The sequence below is a fragment of the Stenotrophomonas sp. TWI809 genome (assembly GCF_039673205.1).
Taxonomy (GTDB): Bacteria; Pseudomonadota; Gammaproteobacteria; order Xanthomonadales; family Xanthomonadaceae; genus Stenotrophomonas.
Map to the genome: position 1 here is coordinate 76149 of NZ_JBDJLE010000006.1, position 18585 is coordinate 94733.

An 18585-nucleotide genomic window follows, 5' to 3' on the forward strand; every position below is an offset into this window, starting at 1 on the left:
ACGTAGCGGTGTGATCGACGCCCATTTCCTGCGGCACACAGCGAACAGGCTGGGCACCGACCTCTACTTCCACAGGACGCCCGGTGAATACAGCGGCTGCACCCCTCCCATCCTCCAATCCCGCCGGCATCGCCGCGTGGCTGATGCTGGGCATCGCCTGGCTGTGCTTCCTGATCCCGTTCCCGGGGCTCGGGCTCTTCCTCGGCTGGCCGCTCAATCTGGTGGCCTTCATCCTGGCTGTCGTGGCGATGTCCAAGGGTGGCGCCGGCAAAGGCATCGCCCAGCTCCTGCTGTCCCTTGTCGCCTCCCCGGTGGTCTACCTGGTGGGCGTCGTGGTATTCGCCGGCGCCGTCAGCGCGATCAGTCAGCCGGCCCCCGATGCCCAAACCCACGCGGACAAGGGTAGCCAGCAGGACACCGCGGTCGCGCCCGTCGCGCCTGTCGAAATCACGGCGCGCCAGCTCTCTCGGGACTACGAGGCCAATGAGGTCGCCGCCGACGTCCTGTACAAAGGCAAGCGACTGCTGATCTCAGGTGAAGTTGCCAGCATCCAGACAGATCTGATGGATAAGCCGCAGGTGCAGCTGAAGGCCGGAAGCGTCAACCAGGTGATGATCTCCGGCCTCTCCAGGGAAGAGGCCGGCGCGCTCGGCAAAGGCGACACTGTGCTCGCGGCCTGCACGGGCAACGGCATGATCCTGGGATCACCGGTGACACGCGACTGCGAACTCCAGTAGGGCGGGGCCGCGTTCAAAAAAAAGATGGCCCCGGAAGGGGCCATCTCTGCCACACCCACACCGTCACGACGAGGGGGAGGGAACGGTGTGGGTCCCGCGTGGATCAGGCTGCGGCGAGTGCTTCCGGCTGCGGCAGCGCGGCCAGGGCCTGGGCAATCGCGTCGGTGCGGTGCTGCGGCGAGTAGGCGATGCCCTCGGCCCGCACGAATTCGACGTTGTCGATGCCGAAGAAGGCGAAGACCTGGCGCAGGTACGGATCCTGGAAATCGGTCGGGGCGCCGGTGTGCAGGCCGCCGCGGCTGCTTGCCACGATCACGCGCTTGCCGCCGGCCAGGCCCACCGGGCCGTTCTCGGTGTACTTGAAGGTGCGCCCGGCCACGGCCAGGCGGTCAATCCACGCCTTGAGGGTGGAGGCGACGCTGAAGTTGTACATTGGGGAGCCGATGACAACCACGTCGGCCGCCAGGAACTGCTCCAGCACCTGCTCGGCGTCGGCTACCTCGGCCGGGTCGGACTGGGCCAGGGACGAGCTGCGCAGGTGCGCAACGGGCTGGGCGTCGAGGTCGCGGTAGCTCACCTCCAGGCCCGGGACCTGGTCGCGCCACTGCTGGACCACGGCGGCGGAGAGTTGGCGGGAGACCGAGTTTTCGCCAAGCACGCTGGCGTCGATGTGAAGAAGCTTCATGGCAATCACCTGATTCTGGGGGAGGGGCGGTAGATGCCGCCGACGGAGATCAGGTTAGGTTGTTGCCTGTTTGGAATAAAGGTGGTTGAATACCACGTATTGTTCTATATCTGGAACTTCGGTATGCAAGACCTCAACGACCTCTACTACTTCGCCATGGTGGTGGATCATGGTGGCTTCGCCGCAGCAGAACGCGCGCTCGGCATCCCCAAATCCCGCCTGAGCCGCCGTATCAGCCAGCTGGAAACCGATCTGGGCGTCCGCCTGCTGCAGCGCTCCACGCGCCGCTTCGCGGTGACCGACGTCGGTACCAGCGTGCATCGCCACGCGCAGACCATGCTCGCCGAGGCCCAGGCCGCGCGTGAGGTGGTCGACCGCCTCAGCGCCGAGCCACGTGGCCTCGTCCGCGCCAGCGTGCCGGTCTCGCTCGCGCAGATGCAGCTGCCCAAGCTGCTGCCGATCTTCCTGGCGCAATATCCCAAGGTGCGGCTGCAGCTGAACATCAGCAACCGCCGCGTGGACATCATCAACGAAGGCTACGACGTCGCCCTGCGCGTGCGCTCTCGCCTGGATGACGATGGCAGCCTGGTGATGCGCAGCTTCGGCCAGGTGCAGGAACTGCTGGTGGCCAGCCCCAAGTACCTCGATCGCGCCGGCCGCCCGAAAGACCCGGACGAGCTGACCAACCACGTCACCCTGAGCATCAGCGAAGACGAAGCCCGCCAGCGCTGGGAACTGCACGGTCCGGAAGGCGCGGTACGCCGCGTGGACCTGCAGCCGCGCGTGGCCGGTTTCGATTTCCCACTGCTGCAGAGCATGGTCAAGGACGGGTTCGGCATCACCATGCTGCCGGAAACCGTCTGTGCCGACGCCGTGCGCAATGGCGAGCTGGAAGTGGTGCTGCCGGACTGGTCGCTGCCGCAGGGCATCTGCCACGCCGTCTTCGCCTCCCGCCGCGGTCTGCTGCCGGCGGTGCGCGTGTTCATCGACTTCCTGGCCGAGCACCTGCCGCCGCAGCTGGAGGCTTCGCGTCTGGACTGCGGTGGCGCGTGCGAGCGGGCCAAGGAGAAGATCAAGGCGAGTGCCTTGGGTGCCTTGGCGGTGGATGCGGGCTGAGCCCGACCGCTGGCGGGTGGGCAAATCCCACCTGAAATGCGAGAATGCGACCCCCGGCCCATGCCGGGGAGCCATGCCGGACGGGGCGCTGCCCCGACCGGTTGCCTGGGTTGCAATGACCTGGGCACGCGGGGCGCGGAAGCGCTGCCGATACGGAGAGATGGCCGAGCGGTTTAAGGCACCGGTCTTGAAAACCGGCGAAGGGTCATTCCTTCCGTGGGTTCGAATCCCACTCTCTCCGCCAATGTTCGAACACAGGGCTTGCGCTGCCCCCTACGGAGAGGCCAAGGCGCGACCCCGCCGAGTCGCGCCAGGCGAGTGCCCCATGACACGCTTATACGCCCGACTGAAAGCAGCCTGCGACGCGTAGCCAAGACGCTCTGCCACTACCTCGATGGATAGATTCTGTTGGCTCAACCATTGACTCGCCAATTGCATGCGAAGCTCAGTCACGTATCGCAGAGGCGCGGTCCCAATGACGCTCTGGAACCGGTCTGCAAAGACCGAACGCGAGATGTTCGATTCTGCAGCCAGCGCTTCGACAGTCCAGTCACGCCCAGGGTCTCTGTGCAGGGCAAGCAACGATAGCGATAGACGAGGGTCGCGCATGGCCATGACCAGACCGGATGCGCCGTCGCAGCCGCGCTCGACCCAGTCACGAACGATCATGGCGGCGACTGCATCCGCCAGCCGGGCGAGTATGCCCGCATAACCAATACGTCCGGAGCACACCTCGCGCTTCATCGCGTCGACCATGGGCAACAGCCCGGTGAACGGAGTGGCGTTGCCATCGGCCAACATCACCGTCGGCATCACCTTGCTCAACGCTTGCATGCCACCCAGATCGAACACCATGCATCCGTGGAAAAGCACAGCGCTTGGCACGGCATGTGTACTCGGGCACGTGTCTATCCCGCTCACCGCCTCGCCCAGTGGGGCGGCGTCTATCGTTTCCAGACACTGGACGGGATGGTGCTCGCCCGACAGCAGCGCGTGGCCGTCTCCACGTGGAAGAAGCACGACATCCCCGGCGGAGAGAAGGTATTGGCTGCCGTCCGCGCCACGAAGAATCGCAGTGCCCACGGCCAGGTAATGGAAGTAGGCATGGCCTGGCTTCGGCGGAAATCCAAGCCCAAAGGTCGGCCCGGTCTGGATGCGTCGGTATTGAACGCCATGCAGCCGCATGCCGGTCAGCAGCTCGCTGATCAGGTCGGAGGACTGGGACGGGTGTGGAGCGTGGCTCACTGAGGCGGCCCGGGGTTGCGATCAAAAATACAGGTTGAACAATCATAGATCATCCTGACCTGGCTCCCTAGACTCTCGGCTGCACGAATGCACTGGGATCTGTGATGAGCAATAACGTAGTTGAGGCCGCAGCCGCGCTTGATTCTGTGGACAGGGGTAGGGGGGAGCCGTCTTCATCGGCATGGGTGGCCGTGTTTTCGCTGGCCATGGGTGTCTTTGGGCTGCTCACGGCGGAATACCTGCCTGCCAGCCTGTTGACGCCGATGGCGGCGGACCTTGGAGTATCGGAGGCGCTGGCCGGTCAAGCAGTCACGGTCACGGCTGTTGTGGCCCTGTTCGCCGGCCTGCTTGTGCCCCGGCTGACCCGTTCGATGGACAGGCGCCTAGTGCTGTTGGGTTTCACGGCTCTGATGATCCTCTCCAACGCCTTGGTAGCGTTGTCGTCCAGCATGGCGGTCCTGCTGGTGATGCGCGTCCTTCTGGGCATCGCGCTGGGCGGTTTCTGGAGCATGGCAGCGGCCGTGGCCATGCGGTTGGTGCCGCCCCAGCGCGTGCCTCGCGCGCTGTCCATCATCTTCAGCGGGATTGCGGTCGGCACGGTGGTGTCGGTTCCGTTGGGGAGCTACCTCGGCGGGCTGCTGGGCTGGCGCAGCGCCTTTTGGGCGGCGACGGCGGTCGGTGGACTCACGTTTGCGTTCCAGTGGTTCACGCTGCCCCGGATGGCCCCGCGCCAGGCGGCTGTCCCCGAGTCGGTGGTGGCGCTCCTGCGCCGTCCGGGCGTTGCGGTCGGCATGCTGGGCTGCGTCCTGGCGCACACCGGTCAGTACTCGCTCTTTACTTACATCCGCCCAACGTTGGAGAGCCTGGGGCAGATGAGCGCCGATGGCCTGGCGCTGATCCTGCTCGGGTTCGGTGTGGCGAATTTCGTTGGCACTCTCTTGGCCGGTTGGCTCATGGAGCGCAGTCTGAAAGTCACGCTGGTGCTCATGCCTGCCTTGGTTGGCGTAGCCGTGCTGGGCATGCTCCTGTTGCCGGTGGGCGTCGGTGGGCTGTCGATCCTGGTAGCACTGTGGGGTCTGGCCTTCGGCGGCGTGCCGGTTGCCTGGTCGAGCTGGGTCGCCCGTGCGGTACCCGATCAGGCTGAGAGTGCCGGCGGGATGGTGGTCGCTGCAGTGCAGTCCTCCATCGCCGCGGGCGCCGCCTTGGGCGGCCTGGTGTTCGGACTGGGAGGCATCGTCGCAGTCCTTACTGTTGCCGCGACGGTGATGCTCCTCGCCAGCCTGCTCATTGCGTTCCGGGTCAGGGTGAGCTCGTCGGCGTTGTCGGCAGGTCCGGCGTTTCATATCTAGGCGACCACACCAGGAATGCACGTCGGGAGTGAAGGACTGTCGATGTAGTCGGCGTCCTGTCTCCGCTTCCGCTAAAGTGCTCGGCCTTGTTTTAACTGGCGCTCGCTCCCGAGCGTGCACTTGAAGGACGTTGTTGTTGATGGTGGTGAAAGGTCTGGTGGTGGTGTTTTTGGTTTCTGCGTCGTTTTCTGGTGTGGCAGCACAGCTGGTCGGCCGCGCGACGGTCACGGACGGGGACACCCTTATCGTGGCGAAGCAGCGCATTCGCCTGTGGGGCATCGATGCGCCGGAAAGCGCCCAGCAATGCACCACCAACGACGGACGTGCTTGGCCCTGTGGCCGACGGTCCGCTGCTGCGCTGGACGGCTATGTGCTGGACAAGACGGTTCGTTGCCAGCCCAAGGACACGGACCGCTACGGTCGGGTGGTGGCGGAGTGCTTTGTACAGGGGCAGTCGGTCAATCAGCGGATGGTGCGCGCCGGTTGGGCGGTCGCGTATCGCCAATACGCGACGGCATTCATCGCAGACGAAGCCGACGCGCGCCAGCACCAGCGGAACCTCTGGCAGGGGACGTTCCAGATGCCAGCTGACTATCGTCGCAGCAAACGTGAGCAGACGGCACGACAAGCCCCGGTGGCCGCGCAGCCGGCGCCGGGCGGATGCCGCATCAAGGGCAACATCTCCCGCGAAGGCAGGAAGATCTACCACGTGCCCGGCCAGCGGGACTACGCGCGCACGAGCATCGACCTGAGCCACGGCGAGCGCATGTTCTGCAGCGCGTCGGATGCACTGCGAGCGGGGTGGCAGCCGGCGAAGCGCTGAGCGTCTCAAACCCTCCCATACAGGCGGCGACGCAGCGCGCCCGCCGCTGCCGCGATCACCATCGCCGGCAAGGCCAGGACGAGGGCATATACCAGCCCGGCCAGCAGCAACGGTCCAACGCCGGACATCACGGCCACCACCGGCACCTGCAGCGCCATGAGCAACAGTCCCCATAGCCACGCCTTCCGGGGGAAACAGGCGCCTAGCACTGCAGCGATGCCCAGTGCGATGGGATAGATGACGGTCCAGAACGCAGGCGCGTCCCAAGGCTCACCGCCGGGCGTCCGCCAGGCTACCAGCACCCAGAACACCACGCCGACCTTCAGCGTGACAGCACTGGCTGCAAGAAGATTTCCCGTCATCCGCATCGTTGCTCTCCTGCACGAACATCCAGCATGCCATTGTTCGACGGGCGAGCGCGTCTACTTCATTGCCTCCAGCGGCACCAGCGATGCCCACACCAGCAGGAGGGCCAGCCACAGCCAGCGCCAGCGACCCATGCCGTGCCACGCCGCGCGCCAAGGGCCGGGCAGCTTTCCATGACTCATGTCTGCCGCCTTGTGGCTGCCGATCGCAGCGAATCCACTGTGCGAAGTCCGTAGAGATACACGCCGGTGAAGCACAGGCCGGTCAACAGCGTGCCGGCCAGCAACCACAGCAGTCGGATGGACCAACCGCCGAAGCTGCCGAAGTGCAGGGGGTCAGCCATTTCGGCGATGCGCTGGTGGACCCCCAGCGCACGGCCGTCATACATGCCGATCACGTGCCCGGTGTGCAGGTCCACGGCGATATTGTTCGCCCGCTCCCGCACCAGCCAGGCGTCGGCCTCCCCCAGGAACAGGATGCTGCCGCCATCGCGTGCGGGAATGGCGCCGAGGATGTCGAGGCGGGGCCATTGCTGGCGGACGGTCTGCACTGCGGCGTCGACGGCGGCCGGGTCGACGGCGGCAGCGCGGTCATCGCCCTTGGCCAGTTGCATGGTCGGCGCGGCCGGTGCATCGCCGCCGAGGGATTCGATCAGATACCACGCCCCGGTCAGCCCGATCAGCAGCAGAAACCAGAGCGACCACACCCCGCCCAAGCGATGGACATCGCCCCACAGGCGGCGCGGTCGTGAGGGGTCGGGCCGTTTGAAGAAACCGCGCCACCACTTCTTGTAGATATACAGACTGCTCAACAGCGACAGCAGCAACGGGATGGACAGCGCCGCCACCAGCGGCACGCCCCAGGCCACCGGCAGCATCAGGTGGCGGTGGGTGTTGCGCAGCAGCCGTTGGGTATTGAACCAACCGGTGTCGCCGGTCACCTGCGCCGTGTAGGGGTTGATCCAGACAAAGCGCCGCTTGCCATCGGGCAGGCGCATCTGCGCGCGCGCCGCGAACAGGCGCGTGTGGCCGGCGGAGATGCCTTCCAGCTCCCAGTCCGGATGTGCCGCCTGCGCGGCATGGATGACCGGCCCCCAGCCGGCGTGCTCACCACCATCGGCCACGCGCATGGGGGCGTGCAGCAGCCAGTCGATCTCCTGCGAGAACACCGCCAGCGTGCCGGTGAGGCAGACAAAGCCCATGAACAGGCAGAGCTTCAGGCCGAGCCAACTGTGCAGGTCGAACCACAGCCGGCGCCCACTCCCGCTGCGTGCAGGGCGGTTGGGATGCGCTGGCGTAGGCTGTCGCATGGGCAGGCTCAGAAGGCGTACGCCGCTTGCACGTATACGCGGCGCGGCTCACCCGGGAAGTGGCCGGTGCGCTCGGTGAAGCCACTGGCGGCATAGACCTTGTCGAACAGGTTTTTGACGTTGGCCTGGAACTGCCACTGCTGCCACTGCGTCTTCCAGCTCATGTCGAACACGGTGTACGGCTTGACCCGTTGGCCATCCAGGCTGACGCGCTCATCCACGTAATCCGCGCCGAAGCCGATGGCGGAGTTGATCGCCGGCAGATCGTAGCGCGTCCACAGGCCGAGCTTGTTCTGCGGCGCATTGGCGAAGCGATCACCCGAAGCATTGGTTATGCCGTTGCTGCCGGCATCCTTCACCCGCGCATCGTTGTAGGCGTAGGTCAGGTTGAGCACCCAGCGGTCGGTGACATCGGCCAGCAGATCCAGCTCCATGCCCGTACTGCGCACCAGGCCCAGGGCGGCCAGCTGGTTGACGCCGTCCACGATCTCGCCGGTGGCCTGCACGATATTGCTGCGGTCGATCCGGTACGCGGCCAGGTTCAGGGTGACGCGCTCGGCCAGCAGGGATTTCAACCCGACTTCCCATTGTTTGCTGCGCTCTGCATCGAACGGGCCGCCCGCTTCGGCGCTCTGGTTGGCCGCGCTCTGGGGCATGAAACCGCTGGCGATATTGGCGTAGACATTGACGCCTTCCCGCACGGTGTACGTGCTGCCCAGCCGCCAGCTGATGTCGTTGCCATCCACGGCGGTGCCGGCAATGCGGTCATCGTCCTTGAAGCCATCCCAACGCAGTCCGGCCAGCACATGCCAGCGCTCGGTCAGCGTCAGTTCGTCCTGCAGGTAGCCGCCATAGCGCTTGCTGCGCGTGCTCGTGCTGCGCCAGGGCAGGGCGGCCAGGTTGTAGTCGCGCCACGAACTTGCGCCATACACCGGGTTGAACAGGTCGATGCCCGGCACTGGGCCGGCACCCCGCGCCAGATCCGCGCTGTTGGCCGTCTGCGCGGTGAAGTCGGCATCCTGCTGGTAGACATCGGCACCGAACAGCACCTTGTGCTCGATGCTGCCGGTGCTGACGCGCCACACCGCATTGGCGTTGGCGGTGAATGCATCGTTGTCGCGGATCTGGTTGCGCAGCTGGCGGGTCATCCATTCGGGCACGCCGTCGCGGTTGCGGTCGATCAGCCCCATCGGCTCGTGATAGATCTGGTGCTCGTTGTTCTCGAACCAGCGTGCACCGACATCCACGTCCAGGGTGGTGCTGGGCGAGAAGCGGTACTGCGCCAGCGCAACCTTGGCCCGCATGTCGAGAAAGTCGGTGGCTTCGTTGTGGTTCCAACGACGGTCGGTGAGAAAACTGCCGTTGTCGTCCACCGGCACGCCACGCAGGCGGTTGCCGCCCAGGTTCTGGGTGATGTCGGTGAACTGCAGGGTCAACTCGCCGGTGTCGCCCACGTCGAAGGCCAGCGACGCATCACCGATCACGCTTTCGCTGTCCGCGTTCCAGCGCACACCCTGTTCAGTGTCGCCATACAGCCCGGCGCGGTAACGCACGCTGCCCGCGGTGTTCAGCGGCCCGGTGGCCTCGATCGATGCCGCCCGGAAATCGTTGTTGCCGGCCTGCAGTTCGATACGGCGCTCGGGTGTGGCTTTGGGCTTGCGCGTCACGTAGTTGATGACGCCGCCAGCGTCACCGCCGCCGTACAGGGCGCCGGCCGGTCCCTTCAGGACTTCCACACGCTCGATGTTGAACAGCTGCGGCACCGAAAAGCCGGCATAGGGGTCGCCGCGCAGGCCGTCATACAGCACGTTTTCCTGGCGGAAGCCGCGCAGGGTCACGCCGGCATAGCTGAAGAAACTGATGCCGCTGATGCTGCGGTACAGGTCGGTGATCTGGCGGGCCGCCTGGTCTTCAATCAGCTCACGCGGCACCACCTGGATGGACTGCGGCACCAGCGCCAACGGCGTGTCCGTCCGCGTGCCCACCGTGGCGTCGTCCACCCGGTAAAGCGTCTGGGCGCGACCGAGCACCTGCACGGCGTCCAGCTGGCGCACATCGGGCGAGGAGGGGGAGGAGGGCGGGGCCGCATGGGCCGACGCGCAGGCCAAGGTCAGGGCCAGGCCCAGGGCAGAGAGACGAAGCGATGGGCGGGTCATCGGGCGCGGGGAGGGGGTAGGTGCGAATGAGAAATATTAACATGTAGGAATGTGTAGGGACGGTTGCTCGTCACCGCCGCTGATCCTGCGGCAGCCTACCTGACCTGCTTGCCGTACATCTCCGACAGCATCGCCTTGTACGCGTCCAACGGCTGCAACCCAACCGCCCTCCGCCGTGCATCCAAGGTTGTCAGATCCTCAGTAGGCCGAAGCTCCATGACCCCATGCCCGGCGTCCGCGAACTGGGTCCCGTAGCGCTGCGGCTTCCCCTGCGCCAGCAACACCCGATCGGTCAGCAGTGCCATGTCCGCAGGGTCGGCATCACCCGCCTCGCTGGCCTTCTGCATCAACGCCAACGCGTGCGCCTGGAACGCAGGGTCATGGTCGGCATGCTGCACGATCAGCCACGCCGCCTTGGCGCCATCGCGGCCGACGCGCGCCATGCCGGGCCAGCCCTTCTCGGCGATCACGGCTTTCAGCCAAGTTGCATTGGCTTCGCTCACCGGAGTTGTTTGCCGCCATGCATCGCCGCCGCCTGCCGCGATGGCGGCATGTTGCGCCGCCTGATCCTTCGCCTCGCGTGCGAGCAACGCCTGCCGCAGTGGCGCATCGCGCAGCGCATCGTGTTTTTTCTCTTCGGCCATCACCCGCTTCAGCACCGCCGGCCACGCGGGATCGGCACGCAGCGCATCCAGGCCGGGGCGTTCTTTCATGCGCAGATCGTCCAGCGGCAGGCGACCGCTGGCGAGCAGCGCATCGATGTACGCGAAAGCCGCTGCATGATCGCCCGCGGCCGCCGTGCACTCGACCAGCAACAGTTCGCCGCCCTCGGGGAACGGGATACCTTGCCGGTGCAGGTCACTCAAGGTGCTGCTGCACGCGGCATAGTCGTTGTTTCCATACTGGTCCAGCGCCGTGAAGAAGCTGGGCGGCTCAGCTGCGACGGTGGTCGCTGCAAGGATGGCGAAGGTGAGCGTCGCCGCGCGGGTCGCAGGGTAAGAGCGTATCGACCTTGAACGCATCGCAGTTCTTCCATGAAGGGCGTACAGGAAACGTAGCCGCTACCTGACAGAGAATTCAAGCCCTCGTCCCGCCGCTTGGGTCATGCGTCCGGTTGCATGAGGTCTGGTTCACGCGAGCCAAAGCGGTTCGATCCCGGCGTAGGGGGAAGCAGCATCAACGGGAAGAACACGAACACGCCCAACGGCACGAGGACGAGGAGCGCCAGCCAACCGGACTCGTCGATATCGTGAAGCCGCCGGATCGTGACGGCGATCAGGGGAATCACGAGCACAGGGGCCAGCAGCGCCGCCAGCACCATGCCCGTGATGACCCATCCGGCACTGTAGGTCCACATCATCATGGCGTAGCAACCGCCAAGCACGCCGAAGGCAAGCAGCGCGAACGCCCAGAATTCCCTGCGGCTGGCGCGGCCGGAGAACGTGCTGTAGCGCCTCATCGGGAGAAGTGCCAGTGCAATGCCGCGGGTTACGCCCGGCCAGCGGAGAGGTGTCGTGGAAAAGATCGATGTCATGCGGGCTTCATCCAAATGGCCTGTTGGCGACACGGCATTGCGCAGATACGTGCTGTCGCTTGCCTTCGGGACGGGTTGTGCGACGCCCGAGGCGGTGCTTGTTCGGTTGTATAGCATGGCGAATTCCAGTGCCTGCTGAACTGCCCTGCGGCGATAGAGGCACCTCGGTGTCCGGCTCGATAGCGCGCTGTGATGCAGGGGCTCACACGCTGTACGCGCGACGTTGATCCCGCCTCACGCACTCTGGCGCATTCGTCACTCTGCGAGCTCGCAGGACAGCGCCATGGCCGATCTGCGTCTTGATCGTTTTGATGTGGTCATCATCGGCGGCAGCTACGCCGGCATGTCCGCAGCGCTGCAGCTGGTCCGCGCCAGGCGCAAGGTGTTGATCATCGACGGGGGAAAGCCGCGCAACCGGAATGCGCGCGTCGCCCATGGGTTCCTCGGCAGGGAAGGCCTGCCGCCGGCAGACATCGCCTCCCAGGCCCGCGACGAGCTGCTGCGCTATCCCACCCTGAGGTGGCTCACCGGTACTGCGGTGTCGGCGCAGGCGATCGATGACGGCGGAAGGTTCCAGGTCACGGTCGAAGACCGCCAGACATTCGTGGCGGATCGAGTGATCCTGGCCCACGGGGTGACCGACGACCTGCCCGACATCGACGGCATCGGCGAACGCTGGGGCCGGAGCGTTTTTCATTGCCCGTACTGCCACGGCTACGAGGTGTTCGAAGGGCGCATCGGGGTGATTGGCTGTGCGAAGGATGGCGGCGCGGCCCAGGCCCTGTTGCTCTGCGACTGGGGTCGGATCACGCTGTTTTGCAGCCAGGCATCCGCCAGGATCGATGCGGAGCAGCATGCACGGCTGGAGGCGTGCGGCGTCGTGATCGAGTCGGCCCAGGTGCAGCGCGTGGAGGACACCGCCACCGTGGTGCTCGCCGATGGGCGGCGCGTGGAGGTGGATGCGCTGTTCATCTCGCCGCACTCGCGGCTGTCTACGGATCTCGCCGAGCAGTTGGGCTGCGAATTGAAGGATGGCGGCTGCATCACCACCGATTCGGCCAAACAGACCACGGTGCCGGGCGTGTTTGCCTGCGGCGATGCGGCCCGGATGGCGGGCAGCATCGCGTTGGCAGTGGGCGAGGGCGCGCTGGCAGGTGTGGCGGTGCACCACTCGCTGATGGGGCTGCTGGAGTGACGCAGTCTTAATGTAACTAAGTGTGTTACATTAAGGTTCGCTGCAACCAAGGTGGTCCGGATGTCCTTCTCTGATCCTGATGCCGTCGCCCAGTACGCCGACAACCTGGTCCGTCAGGTGCCCGGCGTCCACGCGCTGCACCAGATGATCCACGTCCTGCTGGCCGAACACGTGCCACCGCAGGGGCGCGTATTGGTCCTGGGGGCGGGCGGTGGCATGGAGCTGAAGGCATTCGCGGAAGCGAGTCCCAGCTGGCGCTTCACCGGCGTGGATCCGTCCGCCGAGATGCTTGGATTGGCGAAGCGCGTCTTGGGAGTCGAACTGTCTGCCCGCGTGGAGATGATCGAAGGCTATATCGACAGCACGCCGGATACCGCGTTCGATGGTGCCACCTGCTTGCTGACGCTGCATTTCCTGTCAGCGGAAGACCGTCTCGAGACGCTGTGCGCACTGAGGCGCCGCCTCAAGCCAGGTGCACCGTTGATCATCGCGCACCACAGCGTGCCGAGCGATCCGTTGGAGAAACACAGGTGGTTCCAGCGCTGGGCTGCTTTCGTAGCGGCGCGCGGTCCGGTGGGAGAGACGGCAGCTGCACGTGCCGATAGCATCGCCAGCCGGCTGCCCACGTTGTCGCCGGAGCAAGAGGTCGCGATGCTGGAGGAGGCGGGATTCGAGCGGCCGGATCTGTTCTATGCCGCGCTGTCATTCAGAGGTTGGGTGGCGTACGCCGGCGATGCACACGGCTAACCTCCCACTGCTCTCTGCCCGAGGTGGGTCAGAGAGCGGTGGGGTCAAGACTCAGCGGCGAGCGTCGTCGCGCGCCTTGCCCACGTCGCTTTGGACTTCGCCAACACCCTTCTGGATCTTGCCTTCCACTTCTTTCGTCTTGTCGCCGGTGACCTTGCCCACGACTTCCTTTACGGTGCCCTTGACCTGGTTCTTGGCGCCTTCAGTGCGATTCTTGTCCATGGTTGACTCCACGATTGGTTAGAGAGAGGGCCCGTGTTGCTGGGCATCTCCACCCTGACGGCAGAGCGGTGGCGCGAAGGTGAAATTCGCCGCGGGCGCGGAATCCATTCAAGCGCCGGAAAGGTTGATGCTCACGTGCGCTGCACGTCACTCCTCCGCATCGCGTTCATCCCATCCATCGCCATCCCATGGCTGCGGTTCGGTGCTGGCTACGGTGGTATCCGGATCGACAGGCTCCAACAGGGTGTAATCGTCACGCGAAGGATCACGAAACGCGCGGCTGACCGGATAGGCTTCCAACGCCGGGGTGGAGGCGTGGGTACGCAATGCCGCAGGCGTCTGGAAGGCGCCACTCAACCAGTCCAGGGCGGTGGCCGGCGCGATGAAGATCGGCCCGTCCGGTGTGAGTGGGGAAGGGATCGCGCTGTTGGGGCCGGTCAATACGGTGAAGCTGTCCAGCTGCTGGCCGTCGTCGCTTTCCCAGTGCTCCCACAAGCCCGCTGCGAGCAGCGCGAGGCCATCCTTGCGCTGCACGAACAGAGGCCAGGGGGGGCGGCGCTCGCGATCCCATTTGTAGTAGCCGGTCATGGGCAGCACGCACGGGCGCTGCGCCCAGGCCTGCGCGTAGATGCGGCTGCGTGGCGCGCGGTCAAGCCGTGCGGTCACCGTGGTATACGGCGTGGCCGGCTCCTTGGACCAACGCGGCACCAAGCCCCACACCATGTCGGCCACGGCGATGGAGCCGTCATGGTCGCGCGCGAGCACCGTGGCCACGCCACCCTTGGCGATGTTGTAGTGGTCCGGCGCGGCCGCCAGCGTCCGCGCCAGCGCAGCAGGAAGGCCAGCGGGAAGTGACTCGCTATCAGCGATGGCTTGTGCGAAACGGCGCATGGCAGGTGAGCATCCAACGGCATCCGTGACGGTGTCGTGCGCACCGCCTGCGATGCTGCACGCGTTGCACGGGGGTCACGTGTCGGGATGGGGTTCCCCCAACGCTGCCCGCCGCGCCTGGAACACTTCCGGCGTCTGCGGCTTCACGAACAGCGCGACCAGCTCGGGGTACTCGGCTTTCACCGTCTTTTCAATCCGCGTGATACAGGCCTCGATCTGCGGGGTGGTGCGATCGTCCTCGAACTCCGCACTCAGCATCGCGACCACCTGTTCCGGGCCCATCTGCATCGTGGTCACGCCATTGGCGCGGCGCAGGTCCGCATCGTGGGTGGCGACGGCAAGAATGCGTTTGGCGACGCTCGGGTGCGCGGGCTCACCGACCAGCAGGCCCTTGGTCTCGCGGGCAAGCAGGAAGGCGGTGACCGCCAGCACGCCGGCGATGCACAGCGACGCCACGCCATCCAGGATCGGCATGTCCAGCAACTGCGCGGCAAGCAGGCCGACCAGCGCAAAAGCCAGGCCGAGCAGGGCGGCGCTGTCTTCCAGCAGCACGGTGAAGGTGGAGGGATCCTTGCTGCGGCGGAACGCCTCGAAGTAACCCATCGCCCCCTTGGTGGCGCGGAACTCGCGCAGCGCGATCCACCATGAGGTGCCTTCGAAGACAAAGGAGATGCCCAGCACCACGTAACTGATCAGGTGGTTGGTGGCCGGCTCGGGGTGGCGGATGTGCTGGATGCCTTCATAGGCCGATACACCGGCACCGGCTGCGAACACCAGCAGCGCCACGATGAAACTCCAGAAGTACAGCTCGCGCCCGTAGCCGAAGGGATGGAGCGTATCCGGCTTCTGCTCGGCACGGCGCAGGCCGTACAACAGCAGCAGCTCGTTGATGGTGTCCACCAGCGAGTGGACGCCCTCGCTGAGCATCGCCGAGCTGCCGGAGATGCCGGCGGCGACAAACTTGGCGATGGCGATGGCCAGGTTGCCGGCAAGGGCGGCATAGATGACGAGACGGGAGCCGGTTGGCTTGGCCATGGCAGTCGTGGGGTGGGGAGGGTGCGCGCATCATCGCCAACGGTGCGTCCCGGGCGCGTGCACATCCCGCCAAACGCTGGCACCGGCTCCCGGCCTTGACATGGATTTGCCCCGCTTGGCTTACATTGCTTTCCGCCTTCCGGCTGGCCCCCGCTGCCTGCCGTTCCCCCAGCTCCTGCAATGCCTTCAGTTCAAGGTTCGGTGCCCCGATGATGTCCATCCTTCCCTGGTCTGCCGCGCAGCTGCGCGGCACGCGCGCCCCGGTGGTGCTGGAGCGGTGCGCATGAGCGCAGTGGCGGGGCGCTTTCCCGGCAGCACCGGGCCGATGGCCGAGCAGGTCCGTGCACTGGCGTGGCAGGCGACACCGGTGGGGCCGATCGAGACCTGGCCGGGCGCGTTGCGCAATGCCGTCAATCTGATCCTGGCCTCGCCCGAAAGCATGTACGTGGTCTGGGGCGATGACCTGACATTCTTCTTCAACGATGCCTACAGCCCGATTCTGGGGCCCCGCCTGGAGGGCGCGCTGGGCGCACCGTTGAGGGAGCTGTGGGCCGATGCCTGGGACGCTGTACGCGCGCCGATCGAGAACGCCTTCGCCGGTGAATCCTCCCGTTACGAGAACCTGCCGGTGTCAATGAGCCGCCAGGGCGTGCCTGAAGAGACCTGGTGGACGTTCTCGTTTTCGCCGATCTTCCTCGATGATGGCAGGGTCGGCGGCGCGTTCTGCGTGACCAACGAGGTGACCAGCATCATCGTGGCCCAGCAGCGCCTGGCCCAGGAGAACGAGCGGCTCATCGCGCTGTTCGACAAGTCGCCGATGTTCATGGCCTTCCTCAGTGGGCCCGAGCATCGGGTCGAGTTGGCCAATCCGGGTTACCAACGGCTGGTTGGCAATCGCCATGTGCTCGGCAAGTCGATCCGGGACGCGCTGCCGGAAATCGTCGAGCAGGGCTTCCTGCCGCTGCTGGACGAGGTGTACCGCACCGGCAAGCCGTATATCGGCAGCGAGGTGGTGTACGAGGCGCCGTTCCCGAGCGATCCGTCCTCGGCCCGGCGCATGCTGGATATCGTCTTCCAGCCGGTGGCGGGTGAGGATGGCAATACGGCAGGCGTCTTCGTGCAGGGCCTGGACGTCACCTCCCACATCGAGCTGCAGCGCACGATGCGGCAGGTGGAGGCGCGCAATCGCCAGATCATCGACAGTGCCAGCGATTACGCAATCGTCGCCTCGGACCTGCAGGGCAGGGTGACCCTGTGGAATGCCGGGGCCGAGCACATCTTCGGCTGGACCGAGGCGGAGATGCTGGGTCAGAACGTGGAGGTGATCTACACCGCTGACGATATCCAGGCCCAGCGCTTGCGGCACAACCAGGGCGTCTCGATCGCATCGGGTGGGGTCAGTGGTGAGCGCTGGCTGGCGCGCAGGTCCGGCGAGCGCTTCTGGGCCAGCGGGGCGATGACCGTGCTGCGCGATGAAGATGGCGCCGTGCTGGGCTTCGTCAAGGTACTGGGCGACCGCACCCAGGAGCGCCGCGCCAGCGATGCACTGGCCCACAGCGAGCGCCGCCTCGGCGCGCTGGTGAGCGCCTCCTCGCAGTCACTGTATGCGGTCACCGCGGACTGGCGCGAAATGCGTCAGATTCTGGCGACCGGGCCGGTGGCACAGGACGAGAGCCTGCCTGCGGTCACCGACTGGCGAGAACGCTACGTACACCCCGATGATCTCGCCCTGCTCGAGCAGGCCATTGCGCGTGCGATGGCGCAGCGGCTGCCGCTGGAACTGGAGCACCGCACCCTGCTCGCCGATGGCAGTGTGCGTTGGGTGCAGATGCGTGCGGTGCCCTTGCTGGACAGCGCCGGTGAGATCACCGAGTGGTTCGGTACCGCCTCGGATGTGACCGAGCGGCGCCAGGCCGAAGAGCAGCTGCGCGAATTGACCTTGACCCTGGAAGAGCGCGTGCAGACCCGCAGCGCCGCGTTGCAGGTGGCCGAGGAGCGGCTGCGGCAAAGTCAGAAGATGGAGGCCGTGGGTCAGTTGACCGGTGGCCTGGCGCATGACTTCAACAACCTGCTGACCGCCATCTCGGTGGGGCTGGAGCTGCTGGAGCTGCGCATCGATCAGCGGCGCTATGACGACATCGGCCGCTACCTGGAGATGGCGCAGTCCAGCGCGTCGCGTGCCACGGCGCTCACCCAGCGCCTGCTGGCGTTCTCCCGCCGGCAGACGCTCGCACCCACGCCGGTAGTGGCCGATGCGATGGTGCGCGGCATGCTGGATATCATCTCGCGCACGCTGGGGCCTTCGATCGCGATCTCCACGCAGTTGGCGTCCGATCCCTGGGCGGTACTGGTGGATGTGCCGCAGATGGAAAATGCGCTGCTGAATCTGTGCATCAATGCCCGCGACGCAATGCCCGAGGGGGGGCCGCTATGGATCAGCGCGGCCAACGTGAGCCTGCGTGGCGAGAGTGCGGCGGCGCTGGATACGCCGCCCGGCGATTACGTCCGGCTGGCCGTCAAGGACGCAGGAACCGGCATGGACGCGGCGGTGATCGAAAAGGTGTTCGAGCCGTTCTTCACCACCAAGCCGATCGGGCAGGGCACAGGTCTCGGGCTGTCGATGATCTATGGGTTCACCCGCCAATCCGGCGGACAGGTGCGGATTGATTCCCAGGTTGGCCACGGCACCACGGTGGAACTCTATCTGCCGCGCTTCATCGGCGAGACCCCCGCGGACGCCGCCGAAGAAACCTTACAGGACCTGCCGGCGTGTTCAGCGCCCAGCGTCGGCACGATTCTGGTGGTGGAAGATGAGGAAGCGATCCGCGCGCTGTTGACCGAGGTGCTTGGCGGCGCGGGTTACAGGGTGTTGCAGGCACCGGAAGGCGGCCAGGCCATCGACCTGCTGCGCTCTGACGAAACGATCGACCTGTTGATCACCGATGTGGGGCTGACCGGTGGGCTCAATGGTCGTCAGGTCGCTGATGCCGGCCGCCAGGTGCGCCCTGCGTTGCCGGTGTTGTTCATCACCGGCTACGCGGCGTCGGCAGCGGTGGGCGCGGGCCAGCTGGAGGACGGCATGGAAGTGCTGACCAAGCCCTTTACGGCTGCGGAACTGGAGCGACGCGCCCGCGCGCTGCTGGCGATCAGGAACCCGTCGTGACCAGGTCAGCAG

18 protein-coding genes and 1 tRNA gene are annotated in these 18585 nt (G+C 65.9%); 8 read left to right on the top strand and 11 right to left on the bottom strand.

The window, feature by feature from the left end:
* The first annotated feature begins 83 nt into the window (after nt 1-83).
* Nucleotides 84-737 carry a hypothetical protein gene (locus ABE472_RS06770; protein ID WP_346465931.1) on the top strand — a complete coding sequence of 218 codons (654 nt, stop codon included), beginning with the start codon at nt 84-86 and terminating at the stop codon, nt 735-737.
* A gap of 103 nt (nt 738-840) precedes the next feature.
* Here ABE472_RS06770 and ABE472_RS06775 read toward each other — a convergent pair whose 3' ends face one another.
* Nucleotides 841-1422 carry an NAD(P)H-dependent oxidoreductase gene (locus tag ABE472_RS06775; protein WP_346462644.1) on the bottom strand — a complete coding sequence of 194 codons (582 nt, stop codon included), beginning with the start codon at nt 1420-1422 and terminating at the stop codon, nt 841-843.
* Nucleotides 1423-1545: 123 nt separating this feature from the next.
* Here ABE472_RS06775 and ABE472_RS06780 point away from each other — a divergent pair, with 123 nt between their 5' ends.
* Nucleotides 1546-2538 (top strand): LysR substrate-binding domain-containing protein, encoded by a 993-nt coding sequence (locus ABE472_RS06780; RefSeq protein WP_019184298.1) that lies wholly within the window; start codon nt 1546-1548, stop codon nt 2536-2538.
* A gap of 154 nt (nt 2539-2692) precedes the next feature.
* A tRNA-Ser gene (locus tag ABE472_RS06785) sits at nt 2693-2782 on the top strand.
* A gap of 29 nt (nt 2783-2811) precedes the next feature.
* Here ABE472_RS06785 and ABE472_RS06790 read toward each other — a convergent pair.
* Complete coding sequence (locus tag ABE472_RS06790; protein ID WP_346465965.1) at nt 2812-3723, bottom strand: AraC family transcriptional regulator; 912 nt, start codon at nt 3721-3723, stop codon at nt 2812-2814.
* 164 nt (nt 3724-3887) lie between these two features.
* Here ABE472_RS06790 and ABE472_RS06795 point away from each other — a divergent pair, with 164 nt between their 5' ends.
* The gene (locus tag ABE472_RS06795; protein WP_346465932.1) at nt 3888-5132 is read left to right on the top strand and encodes an MFS transporter; all 1245 of its coding nucleotides are present in this window, start codon (nt 3888-3890) and stop codon (nt 5130-5132) included.
* A 139-nt stretch (nt 5133-5271) separates the two neighbouring features.
* On the top strand, nt 5272-5955 hold the full coding sequence (locus ABE472_RS06800; protein ID WP_346462702.1) for a thermonuclease family protein: 684 nt from the start codon (nt 5272-5274) through the stop codon (nt 5953-5955).
* Between the two features lie 5 nt (nt 5956-5960).
* On the opposite strand, the gene ABE472_RS06805 is transcribed toward ABE472_RS06800, so the two are convergent.
* The 6 genes from ABE472_RS06805 to ABE472_RS06830 form a co-directional block, all read right to left on the bottom strand.
* Entirely contained in the window at nt 5961-6323 is a 363-nt protein-coding gene (locus tag ABE472_RS06805) for a hypothetical protein (protein ID WP_346462641.1), read from the bottom strand.
* A gap of 54 nt (nt 6324-6377) precedes the next feature.
* The gene (locus tag ABE472_RS06810) at nt 6378-6503 is read right to left on the bottom strand and encodes a hypothetical protein (RefSeq protein WP_313212503.1); all 126 of its coding nucleotides are present in this window, start codon (nt 6501-6503) and stop codon (nt 6378-6380) included.
* Nucleotides 6500-7630 carry a PepSY-associated TM helix domain-containing protein gene (locus ABE472_RS06815; RefSeq protein ID WP_346462640.1) on the bottom strand — a complete coding sequence of 377 codons (1131 nt, stop codon included), beginning with the start codon at nt 7628-7630 and terminating at the stop codon, nt 6500-6502. The genes ABE472_RS06810 and ABE472_RS06815 overlap by 4 nt, the downstream gene beginning before the upstream one ends.
* Nucleotides 7631-7638: 8 nt before the next feature.
* Complete coding sequence (locus ABE472_RS06820; RefSeq protein ID WP_346465933.1) at nt 7639-9786, bottom strand: TonB-dependent siderophore receptor; 2148 nt, start codon at nt 9784-9786, stop codon at nt 7639-7641.
* 95 nt (nt 9787-9881) lie between these two features.
* Nucleotides 9882-10808, bottom strand: a complete 927-nt coding sequence (locus tag ABE472_RS06825; RefSeq protein WP_313212506.1) for a DUF6624 domain-containing protein — start codon at nt 10806-10808, stop codon at nt 9882-9884.
* 80 nt (nt 10809-10888) lie between these two features.
* The gene (locus tag ABE472_RS06830) at nt 10889-11437 is read right to left on the bottom strand and encodes a DUF805 domain-containing protein (RefSeq protein ID WP_346465934.1); all 549 of its coding nucleotides are present in this window, start codon (nt 11435-11437) and stop codon (nt 10889-10891) included.
* 166 nt (nt 11438-11603) lie between these two features.
* Here ABE472_RS06830 and ABE472_RS06835 point away from each other — a divergent pair, with 166 nt between their 5' ends.
* The gene (locus ABE472_RS06835) at nt 11604-12515 is read left to right on the top strand and encodes an NAD(P)/FAD-dependent oxidoreductase (RefSeq protein ID WP_313218724.1); all 912 of its coding nucleotides are present in this window, start codon (nt 11604-11606) and stop codon (nt 12513-12515) included.
* 60 nt (nt 12516-12575) lie between these two features.
* Nucleotides 12576-13262: a class I SAM-dependent methyltransferase gene (locus ABE472_RS06840; RefSeq protein ID WP_346465935.1), complete on the top strand. Its 687-nt coding sequence runs from the start codon at nt 12576-12578 to the stop codon at nt 13260-13262.
* Between the two features lie 51 nt (nt 13263-13313).
* Here ABE472_RS06840 and ABE472_RS06845 read toward each other — a convergent pair whose 3' ends face one another.
* The 3 genes from ABE472_RS06845 to ABE472_RS06855 all read right to left on the bottom strand — a co-directional run bounded on the left by ABE472_RS06845 (nt 13314) and on the right by ABE472_RS06855 (nt 15410).
* Nucleotides 13314-13484 carry a CsbD family protein gene (locus ABE472_RS06845; protein ID WP_019184192.1) on the bottom strand — a complete coding sequence of 57 codons (171 nt, stop codon included), beginning with the start codon at nt 13482-13484 and terminating at the stop codon, nt 13314-13316.
* 147 nt (nt 13485-13631) lie between these two features.
* Nucleotides 13632-14375, bottom strand: coding sequence for an SOS response-associated peptidase family protein (locus ABE472_RS06850; RefSeq protein WP_313212510.1), 744 nt, complete (start codon nt 14373-14375; stop codon nt 13632-13634).
* 75 nt (nt 14376-14450) lie between these two features.
* Nucleotides 14451-15410, bottom strand: a complete 960-nt coding sequence (locus ABE472_RS06855; protein WP_346465936.1) for a cation diffusion facilitator family transporter — start codon at nt 15408-15410, stop codon at nt 14451-14453.
* A gap of 283 nt (nt 15411-15693) precedes the next feature.
* Here ABE472_RS06855 and ABE472_RS06860 point away from each other — a divergent pair, with 283 nt between their 5' ends.
* Nucleotides 15694-18573: a PAS domain-containing protein gene (locus ABE472_RS06860; RefSeq protein WP_346465937.1), complete on the top strand. Its 2880-nt coding sequence runs from the start codon at nt 15694-15696 to the stop codon at nt 18571-18573.
* Nucleotides 18574-18585 lie beyond the last annotated feature (12 nt).

Coding starts and splice junctions, on each gene's coding strand:
- ABE472_RS06810 (WP_313212503.1), bottom strand. CDS start 6,503: ATGAGTCATGGAAAGCTGCCCGGCCCTTGGCGCGCGGCGTGGCACGGC.
- ABE472_RS06820 (WP_346465933.1), bottom strand. CDS start 9,786: ATGACCCGCCCATCGCTTCGTCTCTCTGCCCTGGGCCTGGCCCTGACC.
- ABE472_RS06855 (WP_346465936.1), bottom strand. CDS start 15,410: ATGGCCAAGCCAACCGGCTCCCGTCTCGTCATCTATGCCGCCCTTGCC.
- ABE472_RS06805 (WP_346462641.1), bottom strand. CDS start 6,323: ATGCGGATGACGGGAAATCTTCTTGCAGCCAGTGCTGTCACGCTGAAG.
- ABE472_RS06860 (WP_346465937.1), top strand. CDS start 15,694: ATGAGCGCAGTGGCGGGGCGCTTTCCCGGCAGCACCGGGCCGATGGCC.
- ABE472_RS06780 (WP_019184298.1), top strand. CDS start 1,546: ATGCAAGACCTCAACGACCTCTACTACTTCGCCATGGTGGTGGATCAT.
- ABE472_RS06775 (WP_346462644.1), bottom strand. CDS start 1,422: ATGAAGCTTCTTCACATCGACGCCAGCGTGCTTGGCGAAAACTCGGTC.
- ABE472_RS06790 (WP_346465965.1), bottom strand. CDS start 3,723: ATGCGGCTGCATGGCGTTCAATACCGACGCATCCAGACCGGGCCGACC.
- ABE472_RS06815 (WP_346462640.1), bottom strand. CDS start 7,630: ATGCGACAGCCTACGCCAGCGCATCCCAACCGCCCTGCACGCAGCGGG.
- ABE472_RS06850 (WP_313212510.1), bottom strand. CDS start 14,375: ATGCGCCGTTTCGCACAAGCCATCGCTGATAGCGAGTCACTTCCCGCT.
- ABE472_RS06825 (WP_313212506.1), bottom strand. CDS start 10,808: ATGCGTTCAAGGTCGATACGCTCTTACCCTGCGACCCGCGCGGCGACG.
- ABE472_RS06835 (WP_313218724.1), top strand. CDS start 11,604: ATGGCCGATCTGCGTCTTGATCGTTTTGATGTGGTCATCATCGGCGGC.
- ABE472_RS06840 (WP_346465935.1), top strand. CDS start 12,576: ATGTCCTTCTCTGATCCTGATGCCGTCGCCCAGTACGCCGACAACCTG.
- ABE472_RS06830 (WP_346465934.1), bottom strand. CDS start 11,437: ATGCTATACAACCGAACAAGCACCGCCTCGGGCGTCGCACAACCCGTC.
- ABE472_RS06845 (WP_019184192.1), bottom strand. CDS start 13,484: ATGGACAAGAATCGCACTGAAGGCGCCAAGAACCAGGTCAAGGGCACC.
- ABE472_RS06795 (WP_346465932.1), top strand. CDS start 3,888: ATGAGCAATAACGTAGTTGAGGCCGCAGCCGCGCTTGATTCTGTGGAC.
- ABE472_RS06800 (WP_346462702.1), top strand. CDS start 5,272: ATGGTGGTGAAAGGTCTGGTGGTGGTGTTTTTGGTTTCTGCGTCGTTT.